Origin of the sequence: Streptomyces novaecaesareae, assembly GCF_000716875.1 — a bacterium.
Lineage (GTDB): Bacteria > Actinomycetota > Actinomycetes > Streptomycetales > Streptomycetaceae > Kitasatospora > Kitasatospora novaecaesareae.
In genome coordinates this window covers 59,516-86,253 of record NZ_JNWQ01000020.1, presented here as the reverse complement: position 1 = coordinate 86,253, position 26,738 = coordinate 59,516, and the positions used below count along the sequence as shown (strand labels likewise).

At 72.7% G+C, this 26,738-nt stretch carries 29 protein-coding genes; 12 read left to right on the top strand and 17 right to left on the bottom strand.

Going from position 1 to position 26,738, the window contains the following annotated elements; genetic code table 11:
• Positions 1-63: 63 nt before the first annotated feature.
• The 4 genes from OP86_RS10170 to OP86_RS10155 all read right to left on the bottom strand — a co-directional run bounded on the left by OP86_RS10170 (position 64) and on the right by OP86_RS10155 (position 3,064).
• Positions 64-1,170 carry a threonine aldolase family protein gene (locus OP86_RS10170; RefSeq protein ID WP_030061226.1) on the bottom strand — a complete coding sequence of 369 codons (1,107 nt, stop codon included), beginning with the start codon at positions 1,168-1,170 and terminating at the stop codon, positions 64-66.
• A 43-nt stretch (positions 1,171-1,213) separates the two neighbouring features.
• Positions 1,214-1,663: a DoxX family protein gene (locus OP86_RS10165; RefSeq protein WP_030061225.1), complete on the bottom strand. Its 450-nt coding sequence runs from the start codon at positions 1,661-1,663 to the stop codon at positions 1,214-1,216.
• A 108-nt stretch (positions 1,664-1,771) separates the two neighbouring features.
• The gene (locus tag OP86_RS10160) at positions 1,772-2,182 is read right to left on the bottom strand and encodes a VOC family protein (RefSeq protein WP_030061224.1); all 411 of its coding nucleotides are present in this window, start codon (positions 2,180-2,182) and stop codon (positions 1,772-1,774) included.
• An 81-nt stretch (positions 2,183-2,263) separates the two neighbouring features.
• Complete coding sequence (locus tag OP86_RS10155; protein WP_030061223.1) at positions 2,264-3,064, bottom strand: alpha/beta fold hydrolase; 801 nt, start codon at positions 3,062-3,064, stop codon at positions 2,264-2,266.
• Between the two features lie 149 nt (positions 3,065-3,213).
• Here OP86_RS10155 and OP86_RS10150 point away from each other — a divergent pair, with 149 nt between their 5' ends.
• Positions 3,214-3,657 (top strand): MarR family winged helix-turn-helix transcriptional regulator, encoded by a 444-nt coding sequence (locus tag OP86_RS10150; RefSeq protein ID WP_234434978.1) that lies wholly within the window; start codon positions 3,214-3,216, stop codon positions 3,655-3,657.
• A 118-nt stretch (positions 3,658-3,775) separates the two neighbouring features.
• On the opposite strand, the gene OP86_RS33465 is transcribed toward OP86_RS10150, so the two are convergent.
• Positions 3,776-4,357: an RBBP9/YdeN family alpha/beta hydrolase gene (locus OP86_RS33465; protein ID WP_051829913.1), complete on the bottom strand. Its 582-nt coding sequence runs from the start codon at positions 4,355-4,357 to the stop codon at positions 3,776-3,778.
• A 74-nt stretch (positions 4,358-4,431) separates the two neighbouring features.
• On the opposite strand from OP86_RS33465, the gene OP86_RS10140 reads away from it, so the two are divergent.
• Positions 4,432-5,052, top strand: coding sequence for a TetR/AcrR family transcriptional regulator (locus OP86_RS10140; protein WP_051829912.1), 621 nt, complete (start codon positions 4,432-4,434; stop codon positions 5,050-5,052).
• Between the two features lie 51 nt (positions 5,053-5,103).
• Here OP86_RS10140 and OP86_RS10135 read toward each other — a convergent pair whose 3' ends face one another.
• Together OP86_RS10135 and OP86_RS10130 are read right to left on the bottom strand one after the other, a co-directional pair.
• Positions 5,104-5,541 (bottom strand): nucleoside deaminase, encoded by a 438-nt coding sequence (locus OP86_RS10135; RefSeq protein ID WP_030061219.1) that lies wholly within the window; start codon positions 5,539-5,541, stop codon positions 5,104-5,106.
• Positions 5,538-6,353, bottom strand: a complete 816-nt coding sequence (locus OP86_RS10130; protein WP_030258272.1) for an LLM class flavin-dependent oxidoreductase — start codon at positions 6,351-6,353, stop codon at positions 5,538-5,540. The genes OP86_RS10135 and OP86_RS10130 overlap by 4 nt, the downstream gene beginning before the upstream one ends.
• Before the next feature lie 93 nt (positions 6,354-6,446).
• Here OP86_RS10130 and OP86_RS10125 point away from each other — a divergent pair, with 93 nt between their 5' ends.
• Together OP86_RS10125 and OP86_RS10120 are read left to right on the top strand one after the other, a co-directional pair.
• The gene (locus OP86_RS10125) at positions 6,447-6,893 is read left to right on the top strand and encodes an Lrp/AsnC family transcriptional regulator (protein ID WP_030061216.1); all 447 of its coding nucleotides are present in this window, start codon (positions 6,447-6,449) and stop codon (positions 6,891-6,893) included.
• 180 nt (positions 6,894-7,073) lie between these two features.
• The gene (locus tag OP86_RS10120) at positions 7,074-8,183 is read left to right on the top strand and encodes a serine hydrolase domain-containing protein (RefSeq protein WP_030061215.1); all 1,110 of its coding nucleotides are present in this window, start codon (positions 7,074-7,076) and stop codon (positions 8,181-8,183) included.
• A 4-nt stretch (positions 8,184-8,187) separates the two neighbouring features.
• Here OP86_RS10120 and OP86_RS10115 read toward each other — a convergent pair whose 3' ends face one another.
• From OP86_RS10115 to OP86_RS10090, 6 genes are all read right to left on the bottom strand, one after another.
• Complete coding sequence (locus OP86_RS10115; RefSeq protein WP_030061214.1) at positions 8,188-8,421, bottom strand: hypothetical protein; 234 nt, start codon at positions 8,419-8,421, stop codon at positions 8,188-8,190.
• Between the two features lie 89 nt (positions 8,422-8,510).
• Positions 8,511-8,984 (bottom strand): MarR family winged helix-turn-helix transcriptional regulator, encoded by a 474-nt coding sequence (locus OP86_RS10110; RefSeq protein WP_030061213.1) that lies wholly within the window; start codon positions 8,982-8,984, stop codon positions 8,511-8,513.
• Positions 8,981-9,463, bottom strand: coding sequence for a MarR family winged helix-turn-helix transcriptional regulator (locus OP86_RS10105; protein ID WP_030061212.1), 483 nt, complete (start codon positions 9,461-9,463; stop codon positions 8,981-8,983). Before OP86_RS10105 ends, OP86_RS10110 begins: the two co-directional genes overlap by 4 nt.
• Before the next feature lie 292 nt (positions 9,464-9,755).
• A complete protein-coding gene (locus OP86_RS10100) occupies positions 9,756-11,384 on the bottom strand; it encodes a hypothetical protein (RefSeq protein ID WP_030061211.1) in 1,629 nt (542 codons plus the stop codon).
• A 20-nt stretch (positions 11,385-11,404) separates the two neighbouring features.
• Positions 11,405-11,911 (bottom strand): hypothetical protein, encoded by a 507-nt coding sequence (locus OP86_RS37410; protein ID WP_199815199.1) that lies wholly within the window; start codon positions 11,909-11,911, stop codon positions 11,405-11,407.
• A 177-nt stretch (positions 11,912-12,088) separates the two neighbouring features.
• Complete coding sequence (locus OP86_RS10090; protein ID WP_078588931.1) at positions 12,089-13,543, bottom strand: MFS transporter; 1,455 nt, start codon at positions 13,541-13,543, stop codon at positions 12,089-12,091.
• 111 nt (positions 13,544-13,654) lie between these two features.
• Here OP86_RS10090 and OP86_RS10085 point away from each other — a divergent pair, with 111 nt between their 5' ends.
• Entirely contained in the window at positions 13,655-14,545 is an 891-nt protein-coding gene (locus OP86_RS10085; protein WP_030258282.1) for a helix-turn-helix transcriptional regulator, read from the top strand.
• Positions 14,546-14,589: 44 nt separating this feature from the next.
• Here the strand turns inward: OP86_RS10085 and OP86_RS33460 are convergent, their stop codons facing one another.
• Both OP86_RS33460 and OP86_RS35740 read right to left on the bottom strand, forming a co-directional pair.
• Positions 14,590-15,012: a hypothetical protein gene (locus tag OP86_RS33460; RefSeq protein WP_051829911.1), complete on the bottom strand. Its 423-nt coding sequence runs from the start codon at positions 15,010-15,012 to the stop codon at positions 14,590-14,592.
• The gene (locus OP86_RS35740) at positions 15,009-15,590 is read right to left on the bottom strand and encodes a hypothetical protein (protein ID WP_030258285.1); all 582 of its coding nucleotides are present in this window, start codon (positions 15,588-15,590) and stop codon (positions 15,009-15,011) included. The genes OP86_RS33460 and OP86_RS35740 overlap by 4 nt, the downstream gene beginning before the upstream one ends.
• Positions 15,591-15,725: 135 nt before the next feature.
• On the opposite strand from OP86_RS35740, the gene OP86_RS10070 reads away from it, so the two are divergent.
• The 6 genes from OP86_RS10070 (at position 15,726) to OP86_RS34265 (ending at position 23,591) form a co-directional block, all read left to right on the top strand.
• A complete protein-coding gene (locus tag OP86_RS10070; protein ID WP_030061204.1) occupies positions 15,726-16,949 on the top strand; it encodes a sensor histidine kinase in 1,224 nt (407 codons plus the stop codon).
• Positions 16,937-17,581, top strand: coding sequence for a response regulator (locus OP86_RS10065; RefSeq protein WP_030061203.1), 645 nt, complete (start codon positions 16,937-16,939; stop codon positions 17,579-17,581). Before OP86_RS10070 ends, OP86_RS10065 begins: the two co-directional genes overlap by 13 nt.
• Positions 17,578-18,360 carry a DUF4097 family beta strand repeat-containing protein gene (locus OP86_RS33455; protein WP_051829910.1) on the top strand — a complete coding sequence of 261 codons (783 nt, stop codon included), beginning with the start codon at positions 17,578-17,580 and terminating at the stop codon, positions 18,358-18,360. Before OP86_RS10065 ends, OP86_RS33455 begins: the two co-directional genes overlap by 4 nt.
• A 65-nt stretch (positions 18,361-18,425) precedes the next feature.
• Positions 18,426-19,595, top strand: a complete 1,170-nt coding sequence (gene dusB, locus OP86_RS10055; protein WP_030061201.1) for a tRNA dihydrouridine synthase DusB — start codon at positions 18,426-18,428, stop codon at positions 19,593-19,595.
• A gap of 564 nt (positions 19,596-20,159) precedes the next feature.
• On the top strand, positions 20,160-22,868 hold the full coding sequence (ppdK, locus tag OP86_RS10050; protein ID WP_030258289.1) for a pyruvate, phosphate dikinase: 2,709 nt from the start codon (positions 20,160-20,162) through the stop codon (positions 22,866-22,868).
• Positions 22,869-23,090: 222 nt separating this feature from the next.
• Positions 23,091-23,591, top strand: coding sequence for a ribonuclease (locus OP86_RS34265; RefSeq protein WP_030258291.1), 501 nt, complete (start codon positions 23,091-23,093; stop codon positions 23,589-23,591).
• A 36-nt stretch (positions 23,592-23,627) separates the two neighbouring features.
• Here the strand turns inward: OP86_RS34265 and OP86_RS33445 are convergent, their stop codons facing one another.
• A complete protein-coding gene (locus tag OP86_RS33445; RefSeq protein WP_051829909.1) occupies positions 23,628-24,623 on the bottom strand; it encodes a hypothetical protein in 996 nt (331 codons plus the stop codon).
• A gap of 109 nt (positions 24,624-24,732) precedes the next feature.
• Here OP86_RS33445 and OP86_RS10035 point away from each other — a divergent pair, with 109 nt between their 5' ends.
• Positions 24,733-25,986, top strand: coding sequence for an ADP-ribosylglycohydrolase family protein (locus tag OP86_RS10035; RefSeq protein WP_063832337.1), 1,254 nt, complete (start codon positions 24,733-24,735; stop codon positions 25,984-25,986).
• Positions 25,987-25,993: 7 nt separating this feature from the next.
• On the opposite strand, the gene OP86_RS10030 is transcribed toward OP86_RS10035, so the two are convergent.
• Positions 25,994-26,728, bottom strand: coding sequence for a GNAT family N-acetyltransferase (locus OP86_RS10030; protein ID WP_030061195.1), 735 nt, complete (start codon positions 26,726-26,728; stop codon positions 25,994-25,996).
• Positions 26,729-26,738 lie beyond the last annotated feature (10 nt).

Here is a 26,738-nt window from a genome sequence, read left to right as displayed (position 1 = left end):
CCCCGATGTCGCGGACCTGATCCGCGCAGCCCTCGCCCCGGTTGCCGCGGGAGATCCCTGCGGTCAGGCCTTAGCGGCGAGCTCCAGGAAGCGCAGGCCGACCTCGGTCACTTCCTCCGCCGTCCATGCCTGGGCCGGGGCGCTGAGGGTGACTTCGGCCATGGCGAGGCCGGGGGCGGCGTCCTCCCAGTGGGAGACGAACCAGGTGCCTTCCTGTTCGGCGAGCGTCAGGTGGGCGGCGTTGAGGGCCTTTGCCGGGTGGGGGAGCCAGAGTTGGAACTCGTGGGTCGCCGGGGTCTCCGGGTGGAGGCGGGCGCCCGGCAGTGCGGCCAGGGCGGGGGCGAGGGTGGCGGCGTGGCGGGTGTAGGCAGGGATGTGGGGGAGGACGGTGTCCAGGCCGTGGAGGGCGGCGAGGGCGGCCGGCCACTGCTGGAAGAGCTGGCCGCCGTAGCGGTGGCGCCAGGTGCGGGCGTAGGCGGTGAGGGCGGCGTCGCCGGCGAGAGCGGCTCCGCTCAGGCCTCCCAGGTCCTTGTAGAAGGAGACGTAGACGCTGTCGGCGAGGGCGGCGATCTCGTCGAGCTGCTTGTCGAAGTGGACGGTGGTGGTCCAGAGGCGGGCGCCGTCGACGTGCACCCGGGCGCCGGTTTCGCGGGCCGCGGCGACGAGTTCGGTCAGCTCGTCCCAGGTGGGGAGGAGGTAGCCGGCGTCGCGGAGCGGGAGTTCGACCGTGAGGGTGCCGAACGGTTCGCCGAGCGCGCGGAGTTCGTCGGCCGTGGGGTGGCGGCGCTCGGTGGTGGGCCAGAGGCCGCGCAGGCCGGTGAGCTGGGTGTAGGCGTGGCGTTCGTGGCGTTCGAGGTGGCTGAGCGGGTGGAGGGCGACGGCCGGGTTGCCGGTGCGTTCCGCGTGGTAGCGGAGGGCGACCTGCTGCGCCATGGTGCCGGTGGGGAAGAAGACCGCGTCTTCCTTTCCGAGCAGCGCGGCGGTCCGCTCCTCCAGTTGCCGTACCGGGCCGTCCGTTCCGTAGAAGTCGGGGTAGGTGTCCAGGCCGTCCAGGGCGGCGAGTTGGGTGAGGCGCTCGCGGATGCTGATGGCGCGGCCGCCGGAGAGGAACCGCTGGCAGGACATGCGGGCCGCGCGGCGCCGCTGGAACTCGCTCTGGTCATCGGTCATCCGGCGATTGTCGGACTGATGACGAGGTCGGACCAAGTGCTTTTCAGTTTCGGCGGTTGAGCAGTTCGGCGGTCGCGGCGCGCTGGTTCCAGGCGATGACGGCCAGTGGCGCCATGAAGATGAACGGGGTTCCGGCGTTCTCGCCGTGCATCGCGGTGAGCTGGGTGACGAACGCGAACGCCAGGAAGACGATCAGTGCCGTCGCGGCCGGCCCGGCCAGTCGGCGGACCAGCAGGCCGACGGCTCCGGCGAGCTCGATCAGTCCGGTCAGGTACATGAACCAGTGGCCCACGCCGATGGCGTCGAAGACGGTCGTGGCGGCGGGGAGTGCGAGCAGCTTGGGCAGCGCGCTGGCCAGGGCGAAGAAGAGCGCGAGCAGGATCCGCAGGGTCCAGACGGTCCGGACCAGCGCCTTGCCGGACTTCGTGGCGGAGGTGGAGGTGGAGGCGGAGGAGGGGGCAGAGGAGGGGGCGGCGGTGGCGGTGCTGGACATTTCAGGTCTCCCCGGGTCGGCTGTCGTTGCTTTCTCGGGTTGGACTGCCGCCACCGCCTGGACTCATCGGTCCCGGGAGAAAAAGTTTTCGGTCTTCGTGTCGAGCGGTCAGGCGGTCGTGTCGTTCTGCCGGTCCGGGCGCTGGCGCAGGGAGATCCGGTTGCCGTCCGGGTCCAGGGCTTCGATGCGGATCCCGAATCCGTAGTCCTCCGGTTCGGGCTGGTCGAAGGTCACCCCGCGGTCGCGGAGCACCTCGAAGTCCGCCCGCAGGTCGTCCGATTCGAGGAAGACCGGGCCGATCGCCGGGCCCGGCTTCGGTTCGGCGGGCTGCTCGGAAGCGGGGGCCTGGGACCAGAGGATGATCTCCACCGGGCTGCCGGGGACGCCCAGGGTGAGGAAGCGTCCGTCGGGCCCGGGGTGGTCGATGCGCTTCTCCAGGCCGAGCTGTTCCGTGTAGAAGTGCAGCGCGCGGTCCTGGTCGGTGACCGGGATCGTCACGTACATGATGTTCGTCAGCATGGGGTGGTCCTTCCGTCGGTAGGCGGTGCTGCTTCACCGACGGATCCCGGCGGGGGAATGTGACGGAGCTGCCGGTGCACTTCAGGGGCGGGCTTGTGCCTGACGCTCGTCCACGTACGCGGTGATGAGCGAGAAGAAGCGGGCCGGGTCCTCGAACGGCAGGCCGTGGCCGCCGGGGACCTCCAGGTAGTCGGCCTGGTGGATGGCGGCGGCCAGTTGGCGCTGGTGGTGGGGCGGGAGGATCTGGTCGTCGGCGCTGGCCAGGACGAGGGTGGGGGCGGTGATCCGGCCGACCGCATCGCGCAGGTCGATGCGGGTGTCGAGTTCCATCTGGCCGAGGATGCGCTCGTCGAGCATGGCGGTGAAGCCCGCGGCCAGTTCGGCGAACTGGGCCTCGTCGAGGGTGTCGAGGAGGCCGGGCCCCATCGCGGTGAGGACCAGGTGGCGGGCCAGCAGGGCCGGGTCGGTGCGGAGCAGGTGTGCCCACAGGTCGAACATGAAGGCTTCGCGCGGGGTCGTCCTGACCCATCCGGCGTGCAGGGCGAGCGAGGTCACGGCGTCGGGGTGCCGGGCGGCCACGGCGGTGGCGAGGACGGCCCCCACGGAGTGGCCGACCAGGTGGAACCGTTCCAGTCCGGCGGTCCGGGCGGTGGCGAGGATGCGGTCGGCGAGGGAGTCGAGGTCGATCGGTGCGGGGTCGGCGGGGGTGGCGCCGGCGCCGGGCAGGTTGGGGGCGACGACGGTGTACCGGTCGCGCAGCGTGTCGATGAGTGGTCCCCAGTTCGAGGTCGCGTCGGCGCCGGTGCCGTGGATCAGCACCAGGCCGGGGCCGGATCCGGCGACGACGTGATCGAGCGGTTCGGGGCCGGCCGGAGAGCTCAAGGGGGTCGAGGGGGCCGAGGGGGTCAAGGGGGTCAAGGGGTGCCTCCGGGTGCGGGGTGCCGAGCGATGGCGAAAACATAGCAGAGCCCTGGCATGTAACAGAACCCTGTCATCAATCAGGGTTCGATCCGGTGACGTACGATCGACCCATGGAGATGCCGGTCACGGAACGCCTCGGGCTGCACATCAAGCGGGTGGAGCAGGAGCTGATGGCGGCCAAGCACGCCGCGCTCCGGCCGCTCGGGCTGACGGTGCCGCAGTACGCCGCGCTGTACATGCTCGAAGACCAGCCGGGGCTCTCCGCCGCCGCGCTGGCCCGCGCCTGCCTGGTCACTCCGCAGACCATCGCCACCGTGCTCGCCAACCTGGAGGCGAAGGGGCTGATCACCCGCCGGCCGCACCCCTGGCACCGCAAGGTGGTCGAGGTGCTCCTCACCGACGACGGGCGCCGGCTGCTCGCCCGGGCCGACGCGGAGGCCGTCGCGATCGAGCGGCGGATCGCCGACGGCTTCAGCCCCGAGGAGCGGGACCTGCTGATCGACCTGCTGGCCCGCGCGTCGAGTCTGCTGGCGTCCGAGCCGCCGCAGGACTGACGCCCCGGCCGGCCACTTCGGGGCCGCCCCGGCCGGCTCGCGTCGGTGCCGGGCATGCGAACGTCCCGTATCGCGCCCCCGGGAGGGGCGGTACGGGACGCCGGGACGCTGTCGGGGGTCAGGCCGCGAGCAGCTCCGTGACCAGGCGGACGGCCTCCGGCACCTCGACGTGGTCGTCCGGGGCGGCTCCGAAGTGGCCGCCGGTGGGTGTCACGACGGCGGTCGCGCCGAGGCCCTGCACGAACAGGCGGACGTGCTCGGTCGGGTCGGGCTGGTTGACCGGGTCGTCGATGGCTTGGAGGATCCGGAACTGTCGGGCCGTGCGGCGGATGTGCTCCCAGTCGAACTCGCCCTCGAAGAAGGAGGCGAGTGCGTCGTAGCCGACCTCGTGGGCGGAGGCCGCCACCAGCAGCACGCCCGCGAACACCCCGTTCGCCTCGGGGTCGTGCTGCTCCAGGAAGCGCAGCACGTTGACCCCGCCGATGCTGTGCCCGACCAGGACGGTGGATCCGGCCGGGCCTACGGCGAGCGCCGCCTCGCCGTAGGCCTTGCGCCACGGCTCCAGGCGCGGGGCCTCGGTGTCCGGCAGTCGGGGCACGGTGACCCGGTGGCCGGCCTTCGCCAACTGCTCGGTCAGGTACGGGAACCAGACGCTGTCGTCGCTCGCGCCGTAGCCGTGCGCCACCACGATCTCGCTCATGATCGATCCACTCCCCTGAATTCAAACGATCCGTCGCGTTTCGATTTACGGTAGCACGCTGCTAGCGTGAGGAGGTGTCTTCCGGAGAAACCCACAGTCGCCGCACCGGCGGCCGGATCCGCAGCCAGGACGCCCACGACGCAGTCCTGGCCGCCGCGATCGAACTCGTCGAGGAACTCGGCTACCAGGCCGTCACCATCGAACGCATCGCCGCCCGCGCCGACGTCGCCAAGAGCACCATCTACCGCTGGTGGAAGTCGAAGGCGGTCCTCGTCATGGACGGCTACCGCACCGCCGTCGAGCAGCGGATGCCCGAACCCGACACCGGTTCACTCGCCGGCGACCTGACCGCCTTCGCCACCGCCCTGTACGGCGTCACCGCACACCCGCTGCGGGTGCGGACCCTGCGCGGCCTCATGGCGGAGGCCCAACTCGACCCCGCCTTCGCCGGGCCCTTCCGGGAATGGGTGGAGAGCCGCCGCGCCGTCGTGCTCGCCCTGCTCGCCCGTGGCGTCCAGCGCGGCGAACTCCCGCCCGCCGCCGACCTGCAGGCCGCCACCGACCACTTCTTCGGGCTCTTCTGGTACCGCCTCCTGGTCGACCACCAGCCGCTCGCCCCCGTCCTGGCGGCCGACCACGTCGACCAGCTGCTGCACGGCCTCGCGCGGCCCGCAAGCCCTCGGATCGACCCGTAGGCCCGTAGCCCCGTAGCCCCGTAGCCCCGTAACCCCGTAACCCCGTAACCCTCAACTCGCCCGGTAGTACGTCTCGATGGCGAGGCGGGCCTCGTCGTACAGGGCCGGGCCCTCCTGCGCCACCGTCGGCCAGGCGCCCGACTCCGGGTTGAGGGCGACGAGTTGCTCCGTCGACAGCGCGTACACGACCCGGCCGATGCCCGACCGGACGATGCCGCCGCCGCACATCCCGCACGGCTGGCAGCTGGTGTACATCGTGGTGCGTGCGGCCGTGTCCGGGTCGAGCTCGCGGGCCGCCCAGCGGGCCAGCTTCAGCTCCGGGTGGGCGGTGATGTCCTTGTCGCGGCGCACCGTGTTGCGGGCCTCGACGAGGATCTCGCCGTCCGGGCCGGCCAGCAGGGAGCCGTACGGGGCGTCGCCCTGGGCGACGGCGCGGGCCGCGATGGCGACGGCGCGGCGCAGGAGGATCTCGTCGGCTTCGGTGATCACGGTGTTGCCGCCTTCCAGTGAGTGGCCACGGTGGTGAGGTCCTGCCAGGCCGCCTGCGGCCGGCGGGTCTCCTCCGGATCCCCGTGGTAGGGGTCGAACACGACGGTCTCGGCGCCGAGGGCGCGCAACTGGTGGAGATCGTCGAGGACTTGCTCGATGCTGCCCACGCCCGCCGGCCGCTCGGGTTCGTCGACCGGCGCGGCGGTCAGCCGCAGGGCGATGCGGGGCGCGAACCCGGGCATCGGGTGCTCGGCCAGCACCGACCGCATCCGGTCGAGCGGGAGCCGAAGGGGGTGCCAGGCGTCGCCGAAGCGGACCGTCCGCCGGAGCGCCGCCTCGCTGTGGCCGCCGACCCAGACCGGCACCGGCCCGCCTCCGCCGCCCGTGCGCCAGGCCTCCCGCAGCGTGCCCAGGTACTCGTCGGTCAGCCTGCCGCGCGCGCCGAACGGCACGCCGAGCGCGTCGAACTCCTGCCGGGCCCAGCCGACCCCCACGCCGAGGACGAACCGGCCGCCGCTGAGCCGGTCGAGGGTGCCGGCCATCCGGGCCGCCAGCAGCGGGTTCCGGTACGGCAGGACGAGCACGGTGGTGCCCAGCCGCAGGCCGGTGGTGATCCCGGCCAGCCAGGACAGCGTGGTGAACGGCTCGTGGAACGGCTCCGGGTACCGCTGGGCCACGTCCGGGGTCACCGCCACGTGGTCCGAGACCATGAGCAGGTCGAAGCCGAGCCCCTCCACCGTCCTCGCCCACTCGCGCAGCACGCCGGGATCCGTCCCGGGCCCGAAGTTCGGTACGTTGACGCCAAGTTGCATACGCCGAGGCTATCCCCGTGATCATGGCGGACGGAACGGGATCTTCCCGCCGTGAGGGGTTTTCTCCCGTGGTTCTCCCGGTAGATTCGCGCCATGGCCATGAATCTTGACGAAACCGACTGGGCGATCATCGAGCAGCTGCAGCGGGAGGCCCGGATCTCCCTCAGCGAGCTGGGGCGGCGGGTGAACCTCAGCCCGTCCGCCACCACCGAACGGGTGCGGAACCTGGAGTCGCTGGGCGTCATCACCGGCTACCACGCCGTGGTGGACCTGGCCAAGGTCGGCTACCCCGTGCTCGCCGTCGTCCGGCTCAAGTACCCGGGCAACCGCCACGAGCCGCTGCGCCGGATGCTCGCCGAGCGGCGGGAGATCCTGGAGTGCCTGCGCACCACCGGCGACGACTGCTACACCCTGAAGGTCGCGGCGACCTCCATGGAGCACCTGGAGACCCTCATGGACGAGCTGGCCGGCTTCGGCAGCACCACCACGAGCGTCGTCTACAGCCGGACACTGCCGCTGCGCGGGCCCGCCCGGCCCTGATCGGGGGCCTGCCGGGCCCTGATCGGGGGTCCGCCGGGCCCTGATCGGGAATGCGAAGGTGCTCCCTCGATCGGGGGAGGTCGCCTGCGAACCGTGCGACCAGACTGGCGATCGTGACCAGGGAGGCCCTCCTCCCCACGATCCCAGAGGAGTTGACTCGTGCGTAGGAAGATCCGCCACATGGCGCTCTCGGCCGCCGTCGCCGTCTCCGTCGCCGTCTCCGGCGGTGTCCTGGCGGCCCCCGCGGCCTCGGCCGCCACCGGGTCGGGCCCCGTCCAGCAGGGGCTCGACGCGCTGGTGCGGGCGGACGGGGTGCCCGCCGCGCTGGCAACCGTGCAGGGCCGGGACGGCCGGGCCCGGCACTACACGGCAGGAGCGGGGGACCTGGCCACCGGAGCGAAGGTGCCGGTCGACGGGCAGGTGCGGATCGGCAGCAACACCAAGACCTTCACCGCCGTCGTCGTCCTGCAACTGGCCGGGGAGGGGAAGGTCGACCTCGACGCCAAGGTCGACACCTTGCTGCCCGGCCTGGTCCGCGGCGAGGGCATCGACGGGCGGCTCATCACCGTCCGCCAACTCCTCCAGCACACCAGCGGGTTGCCCGACTACGAAGGGCTCCTCGACGAAGCCTCCCTCCGCCACCGATACTTCGAGCCCCGCGAACTCCTGGACCTCGCCTTCGGGCAGAAGTCCGAACTCGCCCCCGGCGCCACGTTCAGCTACAGCAGCACCAACTACGTGCTCGCCGGCCTGATCGTCCAGAAGGTCACCGGCCGCCCGCTCGCCGAGGAGATCGACCGGCGCATCGTCCGGAAGATCGGGCTGCGGCACACCTACTTCCCGGCCGTCGGCGACCGGACCATCCGCGAACCCCACCCCAAGGGCTACCGCAAGGACTCCGCCGACGGGCCGCTGCGCGACTTCACCGAGATGGACCCCTCGGCGGGCTGGGCGGCCGGGCAGATGATCTCCACCGACTCCGACCTCAACCGCTTCCTCACCGAACTGCTCGTCCCCGGACGCCTCCTCCCGGCGGCCCAACTCGCCCAGATGCGCACCACCGTCCCGATCGGGGACACCGGTGCGGGCGCCGGACTGGGGATCCTCAGCAGGCCGCTGTCCTGCGGCGGGGTCTACTGGGGCCACGGCGGCGACATCCCCGGGTACGAGACCCGTGGCGGCGCCACCGACGACGGCCGTGCCGTCAACATCGCGGTGACCACCGTCCCGACCGACTACGACGTCACCCGGCACCTGGAGAGCGTCGTGGACACCGCGCTCTGCGGCTGAGCCGTCAGGGCTGCTGCCGGTGCACCTCGTCGATCATCAGGCCGGTGCCGTTGTGGACGGCGAGGCTCGAATAGCTCGCCCGCATGGAGGCGGCCTGGGCGGTCCGATGCTGCTCGATCAGTGCCCCCTCCGCATCGTCCGAGTGGAGCCGCCGCGCCCGCTCCCGGCGCACCAGGAAGACGGTGATGCCGACGATGGCGGCCACGAGTGCGAGCAGGAACGCCAGGACGAAGGTCATGGGGTCATCATTCCCCGGGTACGAAGGAAGCCACCATGGAATCGAACGGGCATCGGAACGCGGAACGGAACGCGCGTCGAAACGCGGACTCAGGCGTTCGCGCCCCCGGCTGTGGCCAGTTCGGCGTTCGCGCGTTCCGTGACCAGCGTCAGCACGCGGCCCGCGACGGCGAGGTCCTCGGCCGGGATGTCGGCGTAGAGGCGGGCGGTGATCTCGGCGGTCTCGGCGGTGGTGCGTTCGTACAGCTCCCGGCCGGCGTCCGTGAGCCGCAGCCGGGACGCCTCCGCCGGGTCCTCCTCCAGCAGCTGCGCGGCCGTCAGCTCTCCGACCACGCCGTACACCACTGACTCGTCGACCTTCAGCGAGCCGGTGACGTCGCGGACGAGCGCGTCCCGGGTGGCGGCGCCGCCCGCGACGGCGACGACCCGGAGCGTCACGCTGTGCTGGAAGGTGACTCCGTGGCGGTCCAGCACGTCCTCCAGGAGGGCACGCGCCGCGTAGTGCGCCAGGGCGACGACCCGGCCGTTGACGGCAGTGGGCGCGGGGGCGGTGGGAGTGGTCATGGTTGCTCCTCGTCGTTCTCGGTGGGCGGATCAAGAGGTGCGTCGAGCAGGGCCGCCAGGTCGCTGGTGAACTGGCGTGCGCGCGGGCTGTCCTGGCCCCCGAGCGGCGCCAGCAGCTGGTCCAGGAGGCCCTGGACCACGGTGATCGCACGGCGGGTGACGTCGTGGCCCTGCTCGGTGAGCGACAGCTGCATGGCGCGCGGGTCGTCCGGGTCCCGGGTGCGGGCGACGAGCCCGCCGGCCTCCAGGGCACGGGCGAGCTTGGAGACGTACAGCGCCTCCAGCCCCGTGTGGTCGGCGAGCCGGCGCTGGCTGGGCCGCAGCCCGGACCGCGACATGCCGTACAGCGACGCCATCACCGCGTACTGCGCGTGGGTCAGGCCCAGCGGCGCGACCGCCCGGTCGACGGCCACCCGCCACTTCATCGACAGACGCCAGACCAGGAACCCTGCCGTTGCGCCCTCAGGTGGTGAACTCACGCTGGATACCGTACATGGCTACTATGTCCATGGCTACTGTTTTGGGGCGGCCGGGTATGAGCCGCGTCGCGCGCCTCTACCGGGTGCCGGGCCGCTGACCGGGCGCGATCGGCGACCGTCCTCGACGGCGTCGGCCACAACCCGCAGGTCGAGCGCGCCGAGACGGGTCCGGGCGCTGTCCGGCGGCTGGCTGGACGAACTCCACCGGTAGCAGCGAGAAGCAAACGGCGCCGGCACCGGCCGAGGAGGCTGGTGCCGGCGCCGCGTCGGGGTCACCGGGGTCCGGGTCCGGTCACCCCTGGGTGATCGTCAGGACGAGCGGGCCGCCGGGTACCGGCTGGCTGTCGGGCATCCCGTAGGAGGTGCCGAGCCACCCGGTGTCGGTGATCCGGAAGCCGACGGTGTAGGTGCCGACGGCCGTCCCGTACGGGAGGTAGAGGCCGAGTGACACTGTCCCGTCGGGGGAGGCGCTGGTGCCGCCGGAGGTCTGGCCGACGACCTTGCCCGAGGCGTCGTACACGTAAGTGCTGAATCCGTTGACCGGCGCCGTCTGGCTGACGACCTGCGCGATCACGTTGACGGACCGCGAACCGGCCTGGCTCTGCGGGAGGCTGGTGACGTTCAGCGCGGCCGAGGTGACGGTCGGCGGCGTGGTGTCCGGGATGCTCCTGACCGACAGGCCCGGGTCCGGCGCGGCGAAGGCCGAGCCGTACAGGGCGAGGTTCCCGGCGCCGTCGGTGACGGCGATCCCGGCCAGGGTGCAGGCGTTGGGCGAGCCGTTGTTGGACTGGCTCAGGGTGGCCGGCACCGAGTACCGGCCGTCCGGCTCGACCGACGGGGCGGTCGAGCGCTGGGTGCACCGTCCGAGGTCCTGCCAGTAGAGCTCGATGGACCGGACGCCGTTCTGCGCGCCCTGGACCCGCATCAGCACCTTGAACGGCGCCGGCTGCTGCCAGCTGTTCAGCTCGTTCGGGGTGGTGCCGAACTGGTCGGCGCTGACGGCGGCGTTCGAGGTGACCGTGACCGGCCGGGGGTTCTGCGGGGTGAAGGACTTCGTCTGGCCCGCGTTGTTGGTGAGGGAGACGGACGAGATGCTCCACGTCCCAGCCGGTGTCCCGGCGGGGAGCAGGACGAGGGCGGTGCAGGTCGGGTAGTTGACGTTCTGCTGGCACGGGTAGCCCAGCTGGCCGTTGTACGTGGAGTTCTCGAAGGAGCCCTTCAGCGTCGCGCCGCCGGGCCCGGCCAGCGTGATCGTGCCCTTCCAGAAGCCGGACTGCTGCTCCTGGATGCCGACGTTGTAGCTGAGGTAGTAGTTGTCGCCGACGTAGGCGTACGGCGGGCGGCCGTTGAGGTTCAGGTCGACGGACGGCTGGATCGCGGTGACGGTGGACGGCTGCTCGGTGGCGGTGACCACCTTGCCGAAGCCGTCGAGCGCGGCCCCGGACAGCACCAGGCGCTGCTGGGTGTTGATCTCGTAGACGGAGACGAGGGAGACCGCCCACTTCGCGGTGGCCGAGCCGGCGTAGCGCGGCACGACGAAGGTGTAGCTGTACGTCGCGCTCGCCGCGTCGCCCGACACGAAGGTGGCGCCGCCGTAGCCCTGGCTGCCCTGCAGGAAGTCGACCACGTAGCTCTGGCCGACGTAGGTGTCCGGTGCGTCGCCCTGTTGGCGGATCACGATCGAGCCGCCGGTCTGGGTGGCGGCCGGGTCGGAGTCGGTGACGGTCCACGTGACGGTGACCGGGGCCGGGGCGGCCGAGGCGTCGACGGTCGGGCTGGCGAAGGCCAGCGCGGACAGGCCGAGCTGGTCGCCGGCGCTGTAGTAGCCGGCGAGGTCGGCGATGACGTCGGTGGTGCCGAGGTGGTTGAAGAAGGCGATGCTGCCGTCGGTGCCGACGGGGACGGTGACCAGGTTGGGCACGGTCTGGTGGGGTGCGAAGTTCAGGTGAAGTTCAGGTTGGACGTCGCGGGCCGGTTGCCGCCGGTCGGGTAGACCGACAGGTAGCTGTCGCCGGTCGGATTGGTCACCGTCACGTTCAGCACCACGGCGGTGGGCTTGACGGACGGGTTGCCGGGGACCTGGGAGACGTCGAGGATCAGCGGGCTCTGCCCGATCGGCCGTACGACGCCGCCGGTGCCGTCGCGGGTGTCCAGCAGCCGGGTCGGGCCGGCCGGGACGAAGGCGCCGGCCAGGCTCAGCTGGCCCGGGAGCGTGGCGCTCGCCGCCGCCGCGGACTTCGAGCTCTGCTCGGCCGGTGCCGCGGTCGTCGGCGAACCGGCCGCCGGGGCCGCAGCCGCAGCCGTCGGCGGGGCCGGCGTCGGAGCCGCGGCCGTCGTCCCGGCCGTGGTGCCGGACAGCAGCACGAGGCCGATCAGCGCGGTGGCCGCCGTCCAACGGCGGTGTCTCCCACGGCGGTTGGGGTCGGAAGGTCTGAAGGACCAGGACAACGACAAGGTTCCCCCCTGGGTGAGGGCGCCCGCCCGATCGACGGGGTGGCGCGCTGCCCGCCGGTAGCGGACGGATCATTGAACCAGGTGGCCCGTCCGTGGAGCGTGCCGATTTCCGGTCGTCGTACGGGGCCGCCGCCCGAGGTGCGTTCGTGCCGGGCCCGCAGGCCCGGCCGGTCAGCCGATGGACCGGGGGAGGCGGGTGGTCAGGTACAGGATGGTGAACGAGCCGAGGAGCTGGATGCCCAGGCAGAGGGCGAACGCGCGGCCCATGCCGAGGCTGGGCGAGAGCGACAGGTAGAGGGTGCCGAGGGTGGCGACGCCGAGGGCGAGGCTGGACTGCTGGCTGGTGGCGAGGACGCCGCTGCCGACGCCGGCCCGGGCGGCGGGCACCTTGGAGAGGACGACCCGGAACAGCGGGGTGCCGATCAGGCCCTGCCCGATGCCCGCGAGGGCGACGCCCGGGGCCATCCGCAGCGGGGAGAAGTGCGCCCAGTCGGCGAGCGCGGTCAGGGCCAGGGTGGCGAGGCCGAGGGCCTGGACGGCGGCGCCGATGCTGAGCACCCGGCTGCCCCAGCGGCCGATCAGGCGGGGGCCGGAGAGCGAGGCGGTGAAGTAGCCGGCGGCCATCGGGACGAGCGCCCACCCGGCCGCGACCGGGCCGAGCCCGAGGCCCTGCTGCAGGGCGACGGCGATGACGAACATGAAGCCGCCGAAGCCCGCGAAGTAGGGGAGGGCGATGCCCAGGCCGCGCCGCATCTCGGGGATGCGCAGCAGGGTCGGCGGCACCAGCGGGGTGCCGCCGCGCTGCTCGGCGCGGCGCTCGACGACGGCGAAGGCGGCGGCCAGGACGGGGAACAGGCCGAGCAGCACCCAGGACCAGAGCGGCCAGCCGGCGGCGCGGCCCTCCATCAGCGGGATGAGCAGGGCGAGCAGGGTGGCGGTGAGCAGGACGGTGCCGGGCACGTCGACCCGGGCGGCCCGGGCGGCACGGCTCTCCGGGACGTGGCGGAGCGCCGTCACCACGGCGAGCAGTGCGAACGGCACGTTGAGCAGGAAGACCGAGCGCCAGCCGGTGCCGAACAGGTCGGCGGCGACCAGCATCCCGCCGAGCACCTGGCCGATCACGACCGAGATGCCGCCGACCGCGCCGTAGATGCTGAGCGCGCGGCCGCGCGCGGCGCCCTCGGTGGTGGCGGTGATGGTGCCGAGCACCTGCGGGATCAGCAGCGCGGCCGAGGCGCCCTGGGCGGCCCGGGCGGCGACCAGGGACCACGCGTCGGGGGCGAGGCCGCAGGTCAGCGAGGTGAGGGCGAACGCGGCGGCGCCGACCACGAACAGTCGGCGGCGGCCGAAGATGTCGCCGAGGCGCCCGCCGAGGACGAGCAGCACGGCGAAGGCGATGCCGTAGCCGGCGGCGACCAGTTCGAGGACGGCGGGCCCGGCGGCCAGGTCCTTGTCGATGGTCGGCAGGGCGACGTTGACGATGAAGAAGTCGAGCATCGGCAGGAAGGCCCCGAGCAGGACGGTGACCAGCCCGGCGGTGCCGAGGGCGGGGCCGGCGGGGGAGGGGCTGTGGTGGGTGGTGGCGGTGCGGATGGGCGCGGGGGCGGGGGCGAGCTGTCGGGTCACGGGTCATACGATCCGCTGCGCCGTACCCGGGTACCAGAGTGAGGTTATCCGGGTATGAGAAGTACCTGGCAACAGGCTGACGAGTGGCGCATGCTGGGGAGCATGAGCCTGATGACCCCCGCCGCGCAAGCCCGTACGGCTCCGGCGCCCGCCGCGCAAGCCCGTACGGCCACCACCCCCGGCGACGCCCGCCGGCACGAGCTGGCCGCGTTCCTGCGCAGCCGCCGCGAGCGCATCGCGCCCGAGCAGGTCGGCCTGCCGATGACCGGCCGCCGCCGGACGCCGGGGCTGCGCCGGGAGGAGGTCGCGCAGCTCGCCGCGGTCGGGGTGACCTGGTACACGTGGCTGGAGCAGGGGCGGGACATCCAGGTGTCCACCCAGGTGCTGGACGCGGTGGCCCGGGCGCTGCTGCTGGACCCGAGCGAGCGCGCGCACCTGTTCACCCTGGCCGCCGCGGACGACCCGGCGCCGGTGCTGGAGTGCCCCTCGGTGACCCCGAGCGTGCGGCTGATGCTGGAACAGCTGGCCCCGTACCCGGCCCAGGTGGTCAACTCCCGCTACGACGTGCTGGCGTACAACGCGCCGTACACCGGGATCGTCGGCGACCTCGCCGCGATGCCGCCCGAGGACCGCAACGTGATGTGGATGGCGTTCACGCCGTCGCACTTCCGGGAGGTGCTGGTCGACTACCGCACCGAACGCCTCGGCATGGTGGCCAGGTTCCGCTCGGCGATGGCCGAGCACAGCTCGGAGCCGGCCTGGAAGGCGCTGCTGGCCCGGATGCTCAAGGCCTCGCCGGACTTCGCGGAGCTCTGGCAGCGGCACGACGTGATGCGGCCGGGCAACGGCATCAAGCGCTTCCAGGTGCCCGGCGTCGGGCTGCTGAGCTGCGAGTACACCAACTTCTGGCTCAGCCCCCGGCTCGGGACCCGGATGATCACCTACACCCCGCTGGACGATCAGACCCGCGCGCTGATGGACAAGCTGCCGACCAAGGCCTGAGCCCGTACGCCCTCAGACCCGTACGCCCTCAGACCCGTACGTCCTCAGGCCCGTACGGCCGCGTCCGGGCCGAGCAGCAGGCACACCACGGCGAGCGGCAGCTCGATGCAGCACGCCATGACCAGCGCCGCGAGCACCGCGTGGCCCGGGCCGGCGCAGGCGATGTCGGCGAGCGCGTCCCCGGTGAGCAGCAGGGCCACCGCCGCCCCCGCCCACAGTGCGGCGGGGCTGCGCCGGCGCAGCAGAGCGTCCAGCGAGAGCAGGGCGGAGAACTCCACCAGGTCGAGCACCACCCACGGCGTCTCGTGGCAGACGGCGAGGACCGCCAGCCAGGGCAGCAGCGCGACCGCCGCCATGGCCGGCACCCGGGCGAACCGCTCGGGCAGGACGAACGAAGCGGCGAACGAAGCAGCGAACGACGGGACGAACGAAGAGCCGGTTCGCGAGGAGAGGACGGCCGTGCTCATGCCGCACCCCCGACCCGACGCTCCTGACCCCACTCCCGCTCCCGCACCCGCTCCAGCGGCAGCCGCTCGGCCGGCCCGCCCGCGGGGTGCTCGACCAGCACCGCGCGGAACGACCCCTCGGCCCAGGCGAGCCAGAACCGCCCGGCCACCGTGACCACCTGCGCGACGAGACCGGACCGGGACGGCCGGAGCGACCACCGCCCGGTGAACACCACCGAGGGCGCCGTACCGTCGGCCGCCAGCCGCCCCCAGGCGAGCACGTGCCGGCCCCGCCCGGCGGCGGCGCTGCGCCGAGCCCCGCGCAGCAGCTGCGGGGTGAGCCGGGCGTCGACCAGGACGTCGGCCAACTCGCCGTGCTGGTACAGCTCCAGCGCGGCCCGGCCGCGGCCCGGATCGACGACGCGGACCGCCCAGGGCCCGGCCCCGGCGGGCAGCGTGCCCTCCGGCGAAGCCCCGCCCGGCAGCGCCCCCTCCGGCTCCGGCGCCGGGCGGAGCGCGCCCCCGGGAGCACCCCCGTGGTTCCCGGGGAGGCGCCGCCCGTGCGGCGGAGTGGCGGAGTGCGATGCGGTGCTCGTCATGCCGTCAAGCTTTCCGTCCGGCACCGCCTCCTGTCGGTGGTGTCCCACACCGAATCGGGGGTGTACCTAGCTACACCCCTACCGGGCACCCCCCTTCATGGCGGCCGATGATCACCGGGCCCTACGCTGTCCGGCATGCCCTCCACCACGTTGCGCCGAGCGCTCGTCAGGAGCCTCCGGCGCCCACCGTGGTCGCCCGAGGCCTGGCGGGACGCCCGCTTCATCGCCGCCGGAATACCCGTGGCCGCCCCGGTCTGGCTGGCGGTGACCGATTCCCGCCTGCTCTTTCCGGTCCTCGCGGTGGTGCTGGTCTGCACCCGCTGGCTCACCCGCCTCCAGCGCGGACGGCTGCGGGCCCTGCACGGGGTGGAGGTGCCGCCTCCCGGCGCGCCCGCGGCCCTGCGGCTGGGTCGGCTGCGGCTCGGTCTGGCCTGGCGTCAGATCGCCTACCACCTGCTGATCGGGCCGGTCCTGGCGTTGTGCGCGCTCGCCGCGGTCTATCTCTGGGGCATCGCCCTGGTGCTGACCACCCTGTACGGCTGGGTCTGGCTGCTGCCGCCCGGAGTGGGGCTGCGCAGCGAGCTGGCCGGCCTGGACGTGGCGCTCACGGTGGTCGGCGCGCTGTTGCTGGTGGCGGCGCCCTGGGCGACGACGCTGGCCGCCTCGCTGGAGGTCCGCTCGGCGCAGGTCCTGCTCGGGCCCAACCGGGCGGAGAAGCTGGAGCGCCGGGTCGAGGAGATCGCCGAGTCCCGGGCCGGTCTGGTGGACGCGGTGGACGCCGAGCGCCGCCGGATCGAGCGCGACCTGCACGACGGCGCCCAGCAGCGCCTCACCTCCCTCGCGATGAACCTGGGCCTGGCCCGGCGCACCCTCAAGGACGTGCTGCCGCCCGAGGCCATGCAGGTGATCGTGGCCGCGCACGAGGAGGCTCAGGCGGCCATCGACGAGCTGCGCGACCTGGTCCGCGGCCTGCACCCGGCCGTCCTGGAGGACCGCGGCCTGGACGCGGCGCTGTCCGGCATCGCCGCCCGCGCCCCACTGCCGGTGCGCCTGGACGTCGGACTGTCCGAGCCGATCGCCCCGACCGTCGAGGCGGTCGCCTACTTCACCGTCTCCGAGGCGCTCACCAACGTGGCCAAGCACGCCCGGGCCAAGCAGGTCGACGTCTCGGTGCGGACGGCCGGCGGCCGGCTGCGCCTGGTCATCAGTGACGACGGCGTGGGCGGCGCGGACGCCTCGCGCGGCACCGGGCTCACCGGTCTGCGCAAGCGCGCCGCCTCGGTCGACGGCACGCTGTCCGTTCTCAGCCCCCTCGGGGGCCCCACCACCATCACCGTGGAGTTGCCGTGCGTGCTGTGATCGCCGAGGACTCGGTCCTGCTGAGGGTCGGCCTGGTCAAGGTCCTGGAGGCGGTGGGCTTTGAGGTGGTGGCCGCCGTCGGGGACGCCGTCGAACTGCTGGCCGCCGTCGAGGAGCACCGCCCCAAGGTGGTGGTCGCGGACGTCCGAATGCCGCCGGGCTTCCACGACGAGGGCGTGAAGGCGGCGATGGTGATCCGGCAGCAGTGGCCGGAGACCGCGGTGCTGCTGCTCTCCCAGTTCGTGGAGGAGCGATACGCCGCGGACCTGCTGGCGACCAACACCAGCGGCGTCGGCTACCTGCTGAAGCAGCGGGTGGCCAATGTGGACGATTTCGTGGACGCGCTGCAGCGGGTCGCCGAGGGCGGCACCGCGCTGGACCCGGAGGTGGTGGCCCAGCTGCTGGTGCGCCGCCACCGGGATCCGCTGGAGAAGCTGACCCCGCGCGAGCAGGACGTGCTCTCGCTGATGGCGGAGGGCCGTTCCAACGCGGCGATAGCGGCGTCGCTGGTGGTCAGCGACAGCGCGGTGGCCAAGCACATCAACTCGATCTTCACCAAGCTGGACCTCCCGCCGGCCGACGCCAGCCACCGCCGGGTGATGGCGGTGCTGCGGTTCCTGGAGATCACGTGAGCGCGCGGTCCACCAAGGCGTGGCGGATCACCGGGGTGCTCGCCGTGGTGTTCGTGGTGGTCATGGGCGGGGCGCAGACCATGGCCCTGGTGGCCCGGCAGTCGCGGACCGAGCAGCAGACGTACGTCGCCGCCGTCCACAAGCTGCAGCTCGCCACGAGCAGCGCGGCGGTGTCGATCAAGCCGGGTGTGGAGGGCCGGGTCGTGGTGCGCAAGAACCTCGACTGGACGGTCTCCGAGCCCCGGGTGCGCGCCGATGTCGTCGGCGACACGATGACCGTCGGCGTGGAGTGCCGGCGTTCGCTGCCCTTCTACAACTGCGGCGCCCAGATCGAGCTGGAGGTGCCCGCGGACACCGAGGTCTCCGGCACGGTGACCTCGGGGGCGGTCGAGGTGTCCGACCTCAGCGGCGCGGTGCGGGTGGACGGGGCCTCCGGCTCGATCATCCTGCGCCGGCTGTCCGGCCCGGTCCGCGCGCGCACCACCTCCGGGATGACGCAGGGGACGGACCTCTCCTCGGACCGGGCGGAGGTGTCCAGCACCTCCGGGTCGGTGGACCTGACCTTCCGGTCGGCGCCGCAGGACGTGCGGGTGAGCACCGGCTCCGGCTCGGTGACCGTGATGGTGCCGAAGGGCAGCCGCTACCGGATCAACGGCGGGACGGGTTCGGGCAGCCGCACCATCAACCCGGCCCTGGGCGACGCCGCGAGCAGCAGGAGCCTGGAGGCCGACGTCGGCTCGGGCTCCCTGGACATCGGCTACCGCTCCGATCCGGAGTAGCCGGGCCGCTCACCCGGGTGGGGGACAATGGAGAGTCCCGTCCCCCTACCCGAGGTCAGCCGCGCATGACAGCCACGTCCGCACCCACCGCGCCCGACACCGAGTTCGCGCCGCTCGACATCGGCCCGATCCAGGTGTGGCCGCCCGTCGTGCTGGCGCCGATGGCCGGCATCACCAACGCGCCCTTCCGCACCCTCTGCCGCGAGCAGAGCGGCGGCAAGGGCCTGTACGTCTCGGAGATGATCACCACCCGGGCGCTGGTCGAGCGCAACGCCAAGACCATGCAGCTGATCAAGTTCGACCCGAGCGAGAAGCCGCGCTCGATCCAGCTGTACGGGGTGGACCCGGTGACCGTCGGCAAGGCCGCCCGGATGATCGCGGACGAGGGCCTGGCCGACCACATCGACCTCAACTTCGGCTGCCCCGTCCCCAAGGTGACCCGCAAGGGCGGCGGCTCGGCGCTGCCGTACAAGCGCAACCTGCTGCGGGAGATCCTGCGCGAGGCCGTGGCCAACGCGGGCGACCTGCCGGTGACCATGAAGATGCGCAAGGGCATCGACGACGACCACCTCACCTACCTGGACGCCGGCCGGATCGGCGCCGAGGAGGGCGTGGCCGCGATCGCCCTGCACGGGCGCACCGCCGCCCAGCACTACGGCGGGACGGCCGACTGGTCGGCGATCGCCCGGCTGCGCGAGTCCGTCCCGGCGCACATCCCGGTGCTGGGCAACGGGGACATCTGGTCGGCCGACGACGCGCTGCGGATGATGCGCGAGACCGGCTGCGACGGTGTCGTGGTGGGCCGCGGCTGCCTGGGCCGGCCGTGGCTGTTCAAGGACCTGGTCGCGATCTTTGAGGGCGACGTCGACTACGCCCGCCCGGACTTCGGCTACGTGGCGCGGGCGATGGTGCGCCACGCGCAGCTGCTCGGCGAGTGGATCGGGGACGAGGCGCGCGGTGTGATCGACTTCCGCAAGCACGTCGCCTGGTACACGAAGGGCTTCTCGGTCGGCTCCGAGCTGCGGGTGCGGCTCGCCAACTCCTCCTCGCTGGCCGAACTGGCCGGAACCCTCTCCGAGGTCGAGCAGTCCCAGGGCTGGCCGGCCGGCGCGGACGGCCCGCGCGGGCGCACCAGCGGCAACAACCGGGTGGTCCTGCCGGAGGGGTGGTTGGACGATCCGTACGACTGCGCCCGACCGGGTGAGGATGCCGAATCGGACACCTCCGGCGGATGATCTGTACAGGCCGTCGAAATTGGCCCTTTCGGCCCGGCTGCCACTAGGTCCCAGCCCTCTTGTCCATTCTGGACAGGAGGGCTCCTTTTCGGCGTCCGGATGTCACGGAACGGGCACGTTTCTGGACGCTGTGCGACGATCGGCGGAGGCGGTCTACGTTCGACCGGCGAGACGCGCTGGTGACGCTTGCCACACGGGGTTGCGACTGACGGTAGGTCAGTGGACGAAATGGACAGGTCGGCCGTGAATCGCTTCCCGAAGCCGCCCGGCCGGGGATCGGCCGATCCGGGTGCAGGAAATCAAGCCGGGGCAACGCGACCGACCCGAGCCGGCTACCCAGCGTCCGAATCGTGCGATCTTCAGGTTTCGTTGGCTTCAAGAGTTGAACGCTTGCTCGCGTCAGGCGGACGATTTCACCAACAGAGGTGAACGCCTTTATGCGCTTTCGATCTAGCGGGTTACCCCTCGGTACCGGCCTCGTGTGGCCTATTCAGGGCAGAGAAGTGCCTTCGAAATGGGTATGTTCTCCGGCGTCAGGGCAACCGCGTACGAGGAGACCGACCCGTGCCGTCCCAGCAGAAGTTTGTTTACTCCTTCACCGAAGGAAACAAGGACCTCAAGGATCTTCTTGGCGGCAAGGGCGCGAACCTGGCCGAGATGACCAACCTGGGCCTCCCCGTCCCTCCGGGGTTCACCATCACCACCGAGGCCTGCAAGGTCTTCCTGGAGACCGGCAGCGAGCCCTCCTCCCTGCACGAGGAGATCAGCGCCCACCTGGAGGCCCTTGAGCAGGAGATGGGCAAGAAGCTCGGCCAGGCCGACAACCCCCTCCTGGTCTCGGTGCGCTCCGGCGCGAAGTTCTCCATGCCCGGCATGATGGACACCGTCCTCAACATCGGCCTCTCCGACGCCTCGGTGGTCGGCCTCGTCGCCCAGTCCGGCAACGAGCGCTTCGCCTGGGACTCCTACCGCCGCCTGGTCCAGATGTTCGGCAAGACCGTGCTGGGCGTCGACGGCGAGCTGTTCGAGGAGGCCCTGGACGAGGCCAAGCACGCCAAGGGCACCGTCAACGACCTGGACCTGGACGCTTCCGACCTCCGGGAACTCGTCGAGGTGTTCAAGGGCATCGTCGAGCGCGAGACCGGCCGGGCCTTCCCGCAGGACCCGCGCGAGCAGATGGACCTCGCCGTCCACGCCGTCTTCCACTCCTGGAACGGCGACCGCGCCCGGCTGTACCGCCGCCAGGAGCGCATCCCGAACGACCTCGGCACCGCGGTCAACGTCTGCACCATGGTCTTCGGCAACCTCGGCGAGGACTCCGGCACCGGCGTCGCCTTCACCCGCGACCCCTCCACCGGCGCCCAGGGCGTCTACGGCGACTACCTGTCCAACGCCCAGGGCGAGGACGTCGTCGCCGGCATCCGCAACACGCTGCAGCTGTCCGAGCTGGAGAAGCTCGACAAGAAGTCGTACGACGAGCTGATGGCGATCATGCAGAAGCTCGAGAACCACTACCGGGACCTCTGCGACATCGAGTTCACCATCGAGCGCGGCAAGCTCTGGATGCTGCAGACCCGCGTCGGCAAGCGCACCGCCGCGGCCGCCTTCCGGATCGCCGTCCAGCTGGTCGACCAGGGCCTGATCGACCTGGACGAGGCCCTGATGCGGGTCACCGGCGGCCAGCTGGCCCAGCTGATGTTCCCGCGCTTCGCCCCGACCGCCGAGTCCAAGCAGATCGCCTGGGGCCTCGCCGCCTCGCCGGGCGCCGCGATCGGCAAGGTCGTCTTCGACTCCTACACCGCCGTCAAGTGGTCCCGCTCCGGCGAGAAGGTCATCCTGGTCCGCCGCGAGACCAACCCGGACGACCTGGACGGCATGATCGCCGCCGAGGGCATCCTCACCTCGCGCGGCGGCAAGACCTCGCACGCCGCCGTCGTCGCCCGCGGCATGGGCAAGACCTGTGTCTGCGGCGCCGAGGAGCTGGAGGTCGACACCAAGGCCCGCAAGTTCACCACCGCCGACGGCCTGGTCGTCCACGAGGGCGACGTCGTCTCGATCGACGGCGCCACCGGCAAGGTCTACCTCGGCGAGGTACCCGTCCTGCCGTCCCCCGTGGTCGAGTACTTCGAGGGCACCCTGCACGCCGGCGCCGACGTCCAGGGCGGTCTGGTCCAGGCCGTGCACCGGCTGATGTCGCACGCCGACGGCCGCCGCCGGCTCGCCGTGCGCGCCAACGCCGACAACGCCGAGGACGGCTCGCGCGCCCGCCGCTACGGCGCCCAGGGCATCGGCCTGTGCCGCACCGAGCACATGTTCCTCGGCGAGGAGCGCCGCAAGGAGGTCGAGCACCTGATCCTGGCGGACAACGACAAGGACCGCGAGCTCGCCCTCTCCACCCTGCTGCCGCTGCAGAAGGGCGACTTCCTGGAGCTCTTCCAGGCGATGGACGGCCTGCCGGTCACCGTCCGCCTGCTCGACCCACCGCTGCACGAGTTCCTCCCCGACATCACCGAGTTGTCGGTGCGCGTCGCCCTCGCCGAGGCCCGCAAGGACCCGAACGAGAACGACCTGCGCCTGCTCCAGGCGGTGCACAAGCTGCACGAGCAGAACCCGATGCTCGGCCTGCGCGGCGTGCGCCTCGGCCTGGTCATCCCCGGCCTGTTCGGCATGCAGGTCCGGGCCATCGCCGAGGCCGCCGCCGAGCGCAGGCTGGCCGGCGGGGACCCTCGCCCCGAGGTGATGATCCCGCTGGTCGGCACCGTCCAGGAGCTGGAGCTGGTCCGCGACGAGTGCGAGCGCGTGCTCGCCGAGGTCGCCCAGTCCACCGGCGTCCAGCTGGACATCAAGCTCGGCACCATGATCGAGCTGCCGCGCGCCGCGGTGACCGCCGGCCAGATCGCCGAGGCCGCCGAGTTCTTCTCCTTCGGCACCAACGACCTGACCCAGACGGTCTGGGGCTTCTCCCGGGACGACGTGGAGGCCTCGTTCTTCACCGCCTACCTGGAGAAGGGCATCTTCGGGGTCTCCCCGTTCGAGACCATCGACCGCGACGGCGTCGGCTCGCTGGTCAAGCACGCCGTCGAGGCCGGCCGGGCCACCCGCCCCGACCTCAAGCTCGGCGTCTGCGGCGAGCACGGCGGCGACCCGGAATCGGTCCACTTCTTCCACGAGGTGGGGCTGGACTACGTCTCCTGCTCCCCCTTCCGGATCCCGGTGGCGCGCCTGGAGGCAGGCCGCGCCGCCATCGAGTCGGCGGGCAGCGACTCGCGCTGAGAGAGGGTAGGCATCCCCTCCTCACGCGCGGGCACGACTGACCGCTCCCCCTCCCGTCGGGAGGGCGTACACCGGAGCTCGGCGCAGGAGAACCGGCGTACGTAACACGGCCGGGCGGGGACGGACAACGGCGTCCGTCCCCGCCCGGCCGTATGTCTCTGTGGCCTCGGCCACGTGGGTGACACGGCCGCCCGGGCGGCCGTGCCTGCCAAGCTGGTCCGCATGACCAGAAGCAAGAGCCCGCTCGTCGTCGTGGCCGTCCTGATCCTGGCGGTCCTCGCCGGAGTCGGCTACCTGCTCGCCGGCAAGGGCGGCAGCAGCCACCCCAAGGCCGCCGCGAGCGCCACCACCGCCGCGCCCAAGCCCTCGGCCCCCAAGCCGTCCCCGCCCTCCGGCGCCACCCCCGCCCCGGCCGGCACCTGGGCGCCCGCCGATCCGGCGCTGGCCGACGTCTGCCGCACCAAGCTCCCCAGCCAGGCCCAGGACACCCTCGGCCTGATCGCCAAGGGCGGCCCCTACCCGTACAACCGCGACGGCATCGTCTTCGAGAACCGCGAGAGCCGGCTGCCCAGGAAGGCCGACGGCTACTACCACGAGTTCACTGTCGTCACCCCGGGCTCCAACGACCGCGGCACCCGCCGGGTCGTCACCGGCAACTCCGGCGAGCAGTACTGGTCCGCGGACCACTACGCGACCTTCCAGGAGATCGACCCCCGCTGCTGAGGCGCCCTCCGCCCCCTCGCCCCGCCTCACCCCGCCTCACCTCGCCCGGCGCCAGGTGATCCGGGGGTGCGGACCGTGCGGGCCGGTGGTCACCAGGGCGGTCAGCTCGTGCAGCACCGGCGACGCGTCCCGGCGGAGCTGGACCGGGGTGGTGCGGACCACCGGGAGGCCGGCGGCGGTGAGGCGGTTGGCGCGGGCCAGGCCGCGTTCGTGGTCGGCCGGGCGCAGGTGCCAGGCGCGGGAGTCGATCTCCAACGCCACGCAGGCGTGCGGCCAGTAGGCGTCCGGGACTGCGAGGAACCGGCCGTCCAGGAAGAGCACCGGGTTCCACAGCGGTTCGGGCAGGCCCGCGTGCGCCAGCAGTTCGCGGGCCTCGCCCTCGACCACCGAGCGCACCCCGGCGGTCAGGTCCTCCACCACCCGGGCCACGTGCGGAAGCCCCAGCGCGCCGGGCCTGGCCAGCAACTGGTCCAGCAGTTCGCCGAGTTCGCAGTGCCGCCGCTGGACGGCCTCCGCGCACAGCGCCCGGAACCGGTGCTGCCCGGTCTCCCGCGGCGCGAGGTCGGCCAACGCCCGCGCGACCGTGGTGCTCCACAGCCCGTCGTCCCGCTCGAACCCGCCCGGCATCGCCCCCGGCGACCGGTGGATCCGGACGAACTCCCTCTCGCAGACGCGGCGTTGGCCCGGAATCAGGACATCCACCGCGCCGAGGTCGGCCGGGTGTCCGGCGGTCGGCAGCCCGGCGGCGGCCAGCACCGCGAAGCCGGTCAGCAGCACCTCCCCGGCCTGCGGCTCGCGCCCCTTCGGGCTCGCGTACGCCAGGGCGGCCCGCAGTTTCTGATGATGCGTCAATCTGCCGTTCTGCAGGCAGATCACCCGGGGCAGCACCTGCTGCCAGGGCCCGCCCGGCCGCAGCCGGTGGGCGATGGTGCCGGAGGGCACGCCGAGCCGGCGCAGCTGCGCCCGGGTGGCGATGTGCTGCTGGTCGGCGCCCAGCAGGGCGACCGGGTCGAGGGGGTTCGTGCGGGTCATGCCTGGGTGCTGCCCGCCCGGATCGGAGGTATGCGAAACATCCCCCGTCGGTGGCGTCCCGGCAAACAGGTTGACGAAGCGACGGCCCGGCCGCTGAGCTGGTGTCCATATGACGACTCCACGCACCGGCCCCGCGTTCGACGCGCTCCTCGGCCTCTCCGTCGGCGACGCCCTCGGCGCCCAGTTCTTCGTCCCCGAAACCGCCCGCGCCCACCTCGCCGACCGCACCGACCCGCCCGGCCCCTGGCCGTGGACCGACGACACCGAGATGGCCTGCTCGGTGTACGCCGCCCACACCGAACGCGGCGCGATCGACACCTTCGACCTCACCCACGCCTTCGCCCGCCGCCACGACTTCGACCGCGGCTACGGCCCGGCCGCCAACCGGATGCTGCGGCTGATCCGCGAGGGCGGCGACGCCGAGGCACTGGCGGCCGAACTCTTCGACGGCCAGGGCTCCTACGGCAACGGCGCCGCGATGCGGGTCGCCCCGCTCGGGGCCGCGTACGCCGAGGACCCGGCGGCCGTGGTGCGGCCCGCCGCCGACACCGCCGTGATCACCCACACCCATCCGCAGGCGGTGGACGGCGCGATCGCCGTCGCGGTGGCGGCCGCGTACGCGGCCCGGGCGCGGACCGAGGCCATGACGCCGCACGCCTTCCTGACGGCGGTGGCCGCCCTCACCCCGTACGGCGTCGTCCGCGACGGCCTGACCGAGGCGATCGGCCTGCTCGCCGAGCCCGACCCGTCGGCCGCCGCGAAGGTGCTCGGCAACGGCAGCCGGACCTCCGCCGCCGACACCGTCCCGTACGCCCTGTGGTGCGCCGCCCGGCACCTCAGCGACTACCGGGCCGCGGTCCTGGACGCGATCGCGCCCGGCGGCGACATGGACACCGTGGCCGCGATCACCGGGGGAGTGGTCGCCGCGCACACCGGCGCCCGGGGCATCCCGGCCGCGTGGCTGGCGGCCCGCGAACCGCTGCCGGACTGGACCTTCACCGAGCCGGGCAGCGTCCGGCCCGCCCCGGCCGGCGAGTCCCGGCTGAAGCCGCTGCTGCTGCCCCGCCCGTGCCCGGTGCCGGACCTGGTCTGGACCGACGAGCAGTGGCAGCGGGTGAGGTCCGGGCGGATCCCCGGGGACCTCGACGGACGGTGGGAGTTCTACACCTCGGAGGGCGTCCTGCACCTGCACCGCAGCTGGACGGGCCTGGCGATCTGGAACGTCCGGGTGGCCCCGGTGAAGGGCGGCGGCTGGCGGCCCGTGTCCGCGCTGGTCGAGGCGTACCCCGAGCACTACACGGGCGAGCCCGAGGTCCCCCGGGCCCTCCTCCGCCTGCTGGCCGGGGACTACGGGCGACCGTAGCCCCCGCTCACGCCGTGATCATCAGCTGCCCGGCGCCGCTGCCGCCCTGTCTAAGGCACTCCTGGTTGATCGCCGGATCCGGGGCGCTCGGCGAGGTGGCGGCGGCGATCCGCAGCTCGATGATGTCCCGGACGGCCGGCCACTCGGCGTCGAGGATCGAGTAGAACGCGGTGGAGCGGACCACCCCGTCCAGCCCGCGCGAGTGGGCCCGGCGCACGCCCTCGGAGGTCGCGCCGAGCCGCTCGATCGCGGCGCGCGAGCGCAGGTTGCGGGCGTCCGCGCGCAGCGAGATCCGCTGCACGCCCCAGGTCTCGAAGGCGTGGCGCAGCATCAGCAGCTTGGCCTCGGTGTTGATGCCGGTGCCCTGGGCGCGCGGCGAGAGCCAGGTGTTGCCGATCTCGGCGGCGTCCGGGACGGCCGTGGCCGGATCGCCGAACGGGACGCCGGGTGCCGGCGGCCACACCATCGGGCCCTGCCAGTAGTCGAGTTCCAGGAAACGGGTGGAGCCGACGACCCGGCCGTCGGCGACGTTCACCGTCGCGAACGGCAGCGACCGTCCCGCGGCCTGGTCGGCGAGCGCACGCGCGATGTAGTCGCGGGCCGCTTCCAGGCCGTGCGGGACGGGGGTGAAGGCGTAGGTCGTACGGTCCTCGGCGCCGGCCTCGGCGATGGCCTCGGCGTGGTGCGCGGCGAGGGGCTCCAGCCGCACGGTGCGGCCGGTGAGGATGACAGGTACGGGCACGGAACCTTCG

Bases quoted from the DNA above. Each gene is read 5' to 3' on its own strand.
- OP86_RS10035 (WP_063832337.1), top strand. From the start codon at position 24,733: ATGACGACTCCACGCACCGGCCCCGCGTTCGACGCGCTCCTCGGCCTC.
- OP86_RS10120 (WP_030061215.1), top strand. From the start codon at position 7,074: ATGGCGCTCTCGGCCGCCGTCGCCGTCTCCGTCGCCGTCTCCGGCGGT.
- OP86_RS10150 (WP_234434978.1), top strand. From the start codon at position 3,214: ATGGAGATGCCGGTCACGGAACGCCTCGGGCTGCACATCAAGCGGGTG.
- dusB (WP_030061201.1), top strand. From the start codon at position 18,426: ATGACAGCCACGTCCGCACCCACCGCGCCCGACACCGAGTTCGCGCCG.
- OP86_RS10070 (WP_030061204.1), top strand. From the start codon at position 15,726: ATGCCCTCCACCACGTTGCGCCGAGCGCTCGTCAGGAGCCTCCGGCGC.
- OP86_RS33465 (WP_051829913.1), bottom strand. From the start codon at position 4,357: ATGAGCGAGATCGTGGTGGCGCACGGCTACGGCGCGAGCGACGACAGC.
- OP86_RS34265 (WP_030258291.1), top strand. From the start codon at position 23,091: ATGACCAGAAGCAAGAGCCCGCTCGTCGTCGTGGCCGTCCTGATCCTG.
- OP86_RS10085 (WP_030258282.1), top strand. From the start codon at position 13,655: ATGACCCCCGCCGCGCAAGCCCGTACGGCTCCGGCGCCCGCCGCGCAA.
- OP86_RS10110 (WP_030061213.1), bottom strand. From the start codon at position 8,984: ATGACCACTCCCACCGCCCCCGCGCCCACTGCCGTCAACGGCCGGGTC.
- OP86_RS35740 (WP_030258285.1), bottom strand. From the start codon at position 15,590: ATGACGAGCACCGCATCGCACTCCGCCACTCCGCCGCACGGGCGGCGC.
- OP86_RS10160 (WP_030061224.1), bottom strand. From the start codon at position 2,182: ATGCTGACGAACATCATGTACGTGACGATCCCGGTCACCGACCAGGAC.
- OP86_RS10115 (WP_030061214.1), bottom strand. From the start codon at position 8,421: ATGACCTTCGTCCTGGCGTTCCTGCTCGCACTCGTGGCCGCCATCGTC.
- OP86_RS10170 (WP_030061226.1), bottom strand. From the start codon at position 1,170: ATGACCGATGACCAGAGCGAGTTCCAGCGGCGCCGCGCGGCCCGCATG.
- OP86_RS33460 (WP_051829911.1), bottom strand. From the start codon at position 15,012: ATGAGCACGGCCGTCCTCTCCTCGCGAACCGGCTCTTCGTTCGTCCCG.
- OP86_RS33445 (WP_051829909.1), bottom strand. From the start codon at position 24,623: ATGACCCGCACGAACCCCCTCGACCCGGTCGCCCTGCTGGGCGCCGAC.
- OP86_RS10125 (WP_030061216.1), top strand. From the start codon at position 6,447: ATGGCCATGAATCTTGACGAAACCGACTGGGCGATCATCGAGCAGCTG.
- OP86_RS10130 (WP_030258272.1), bottom strand. From the start codon at position 6,353: ATGCAACTTGGCGTCAACGTACCGAACTTCGGGCCCGGGACGGATCCC.
- OP86_RS10165 (WP_030061225.1), bottom strand. From the start codon at position 1,663: ATGTCCAGCACCGCCACCGCCGCCCCCTCCTCTGCCCCCTCCTCCGCC.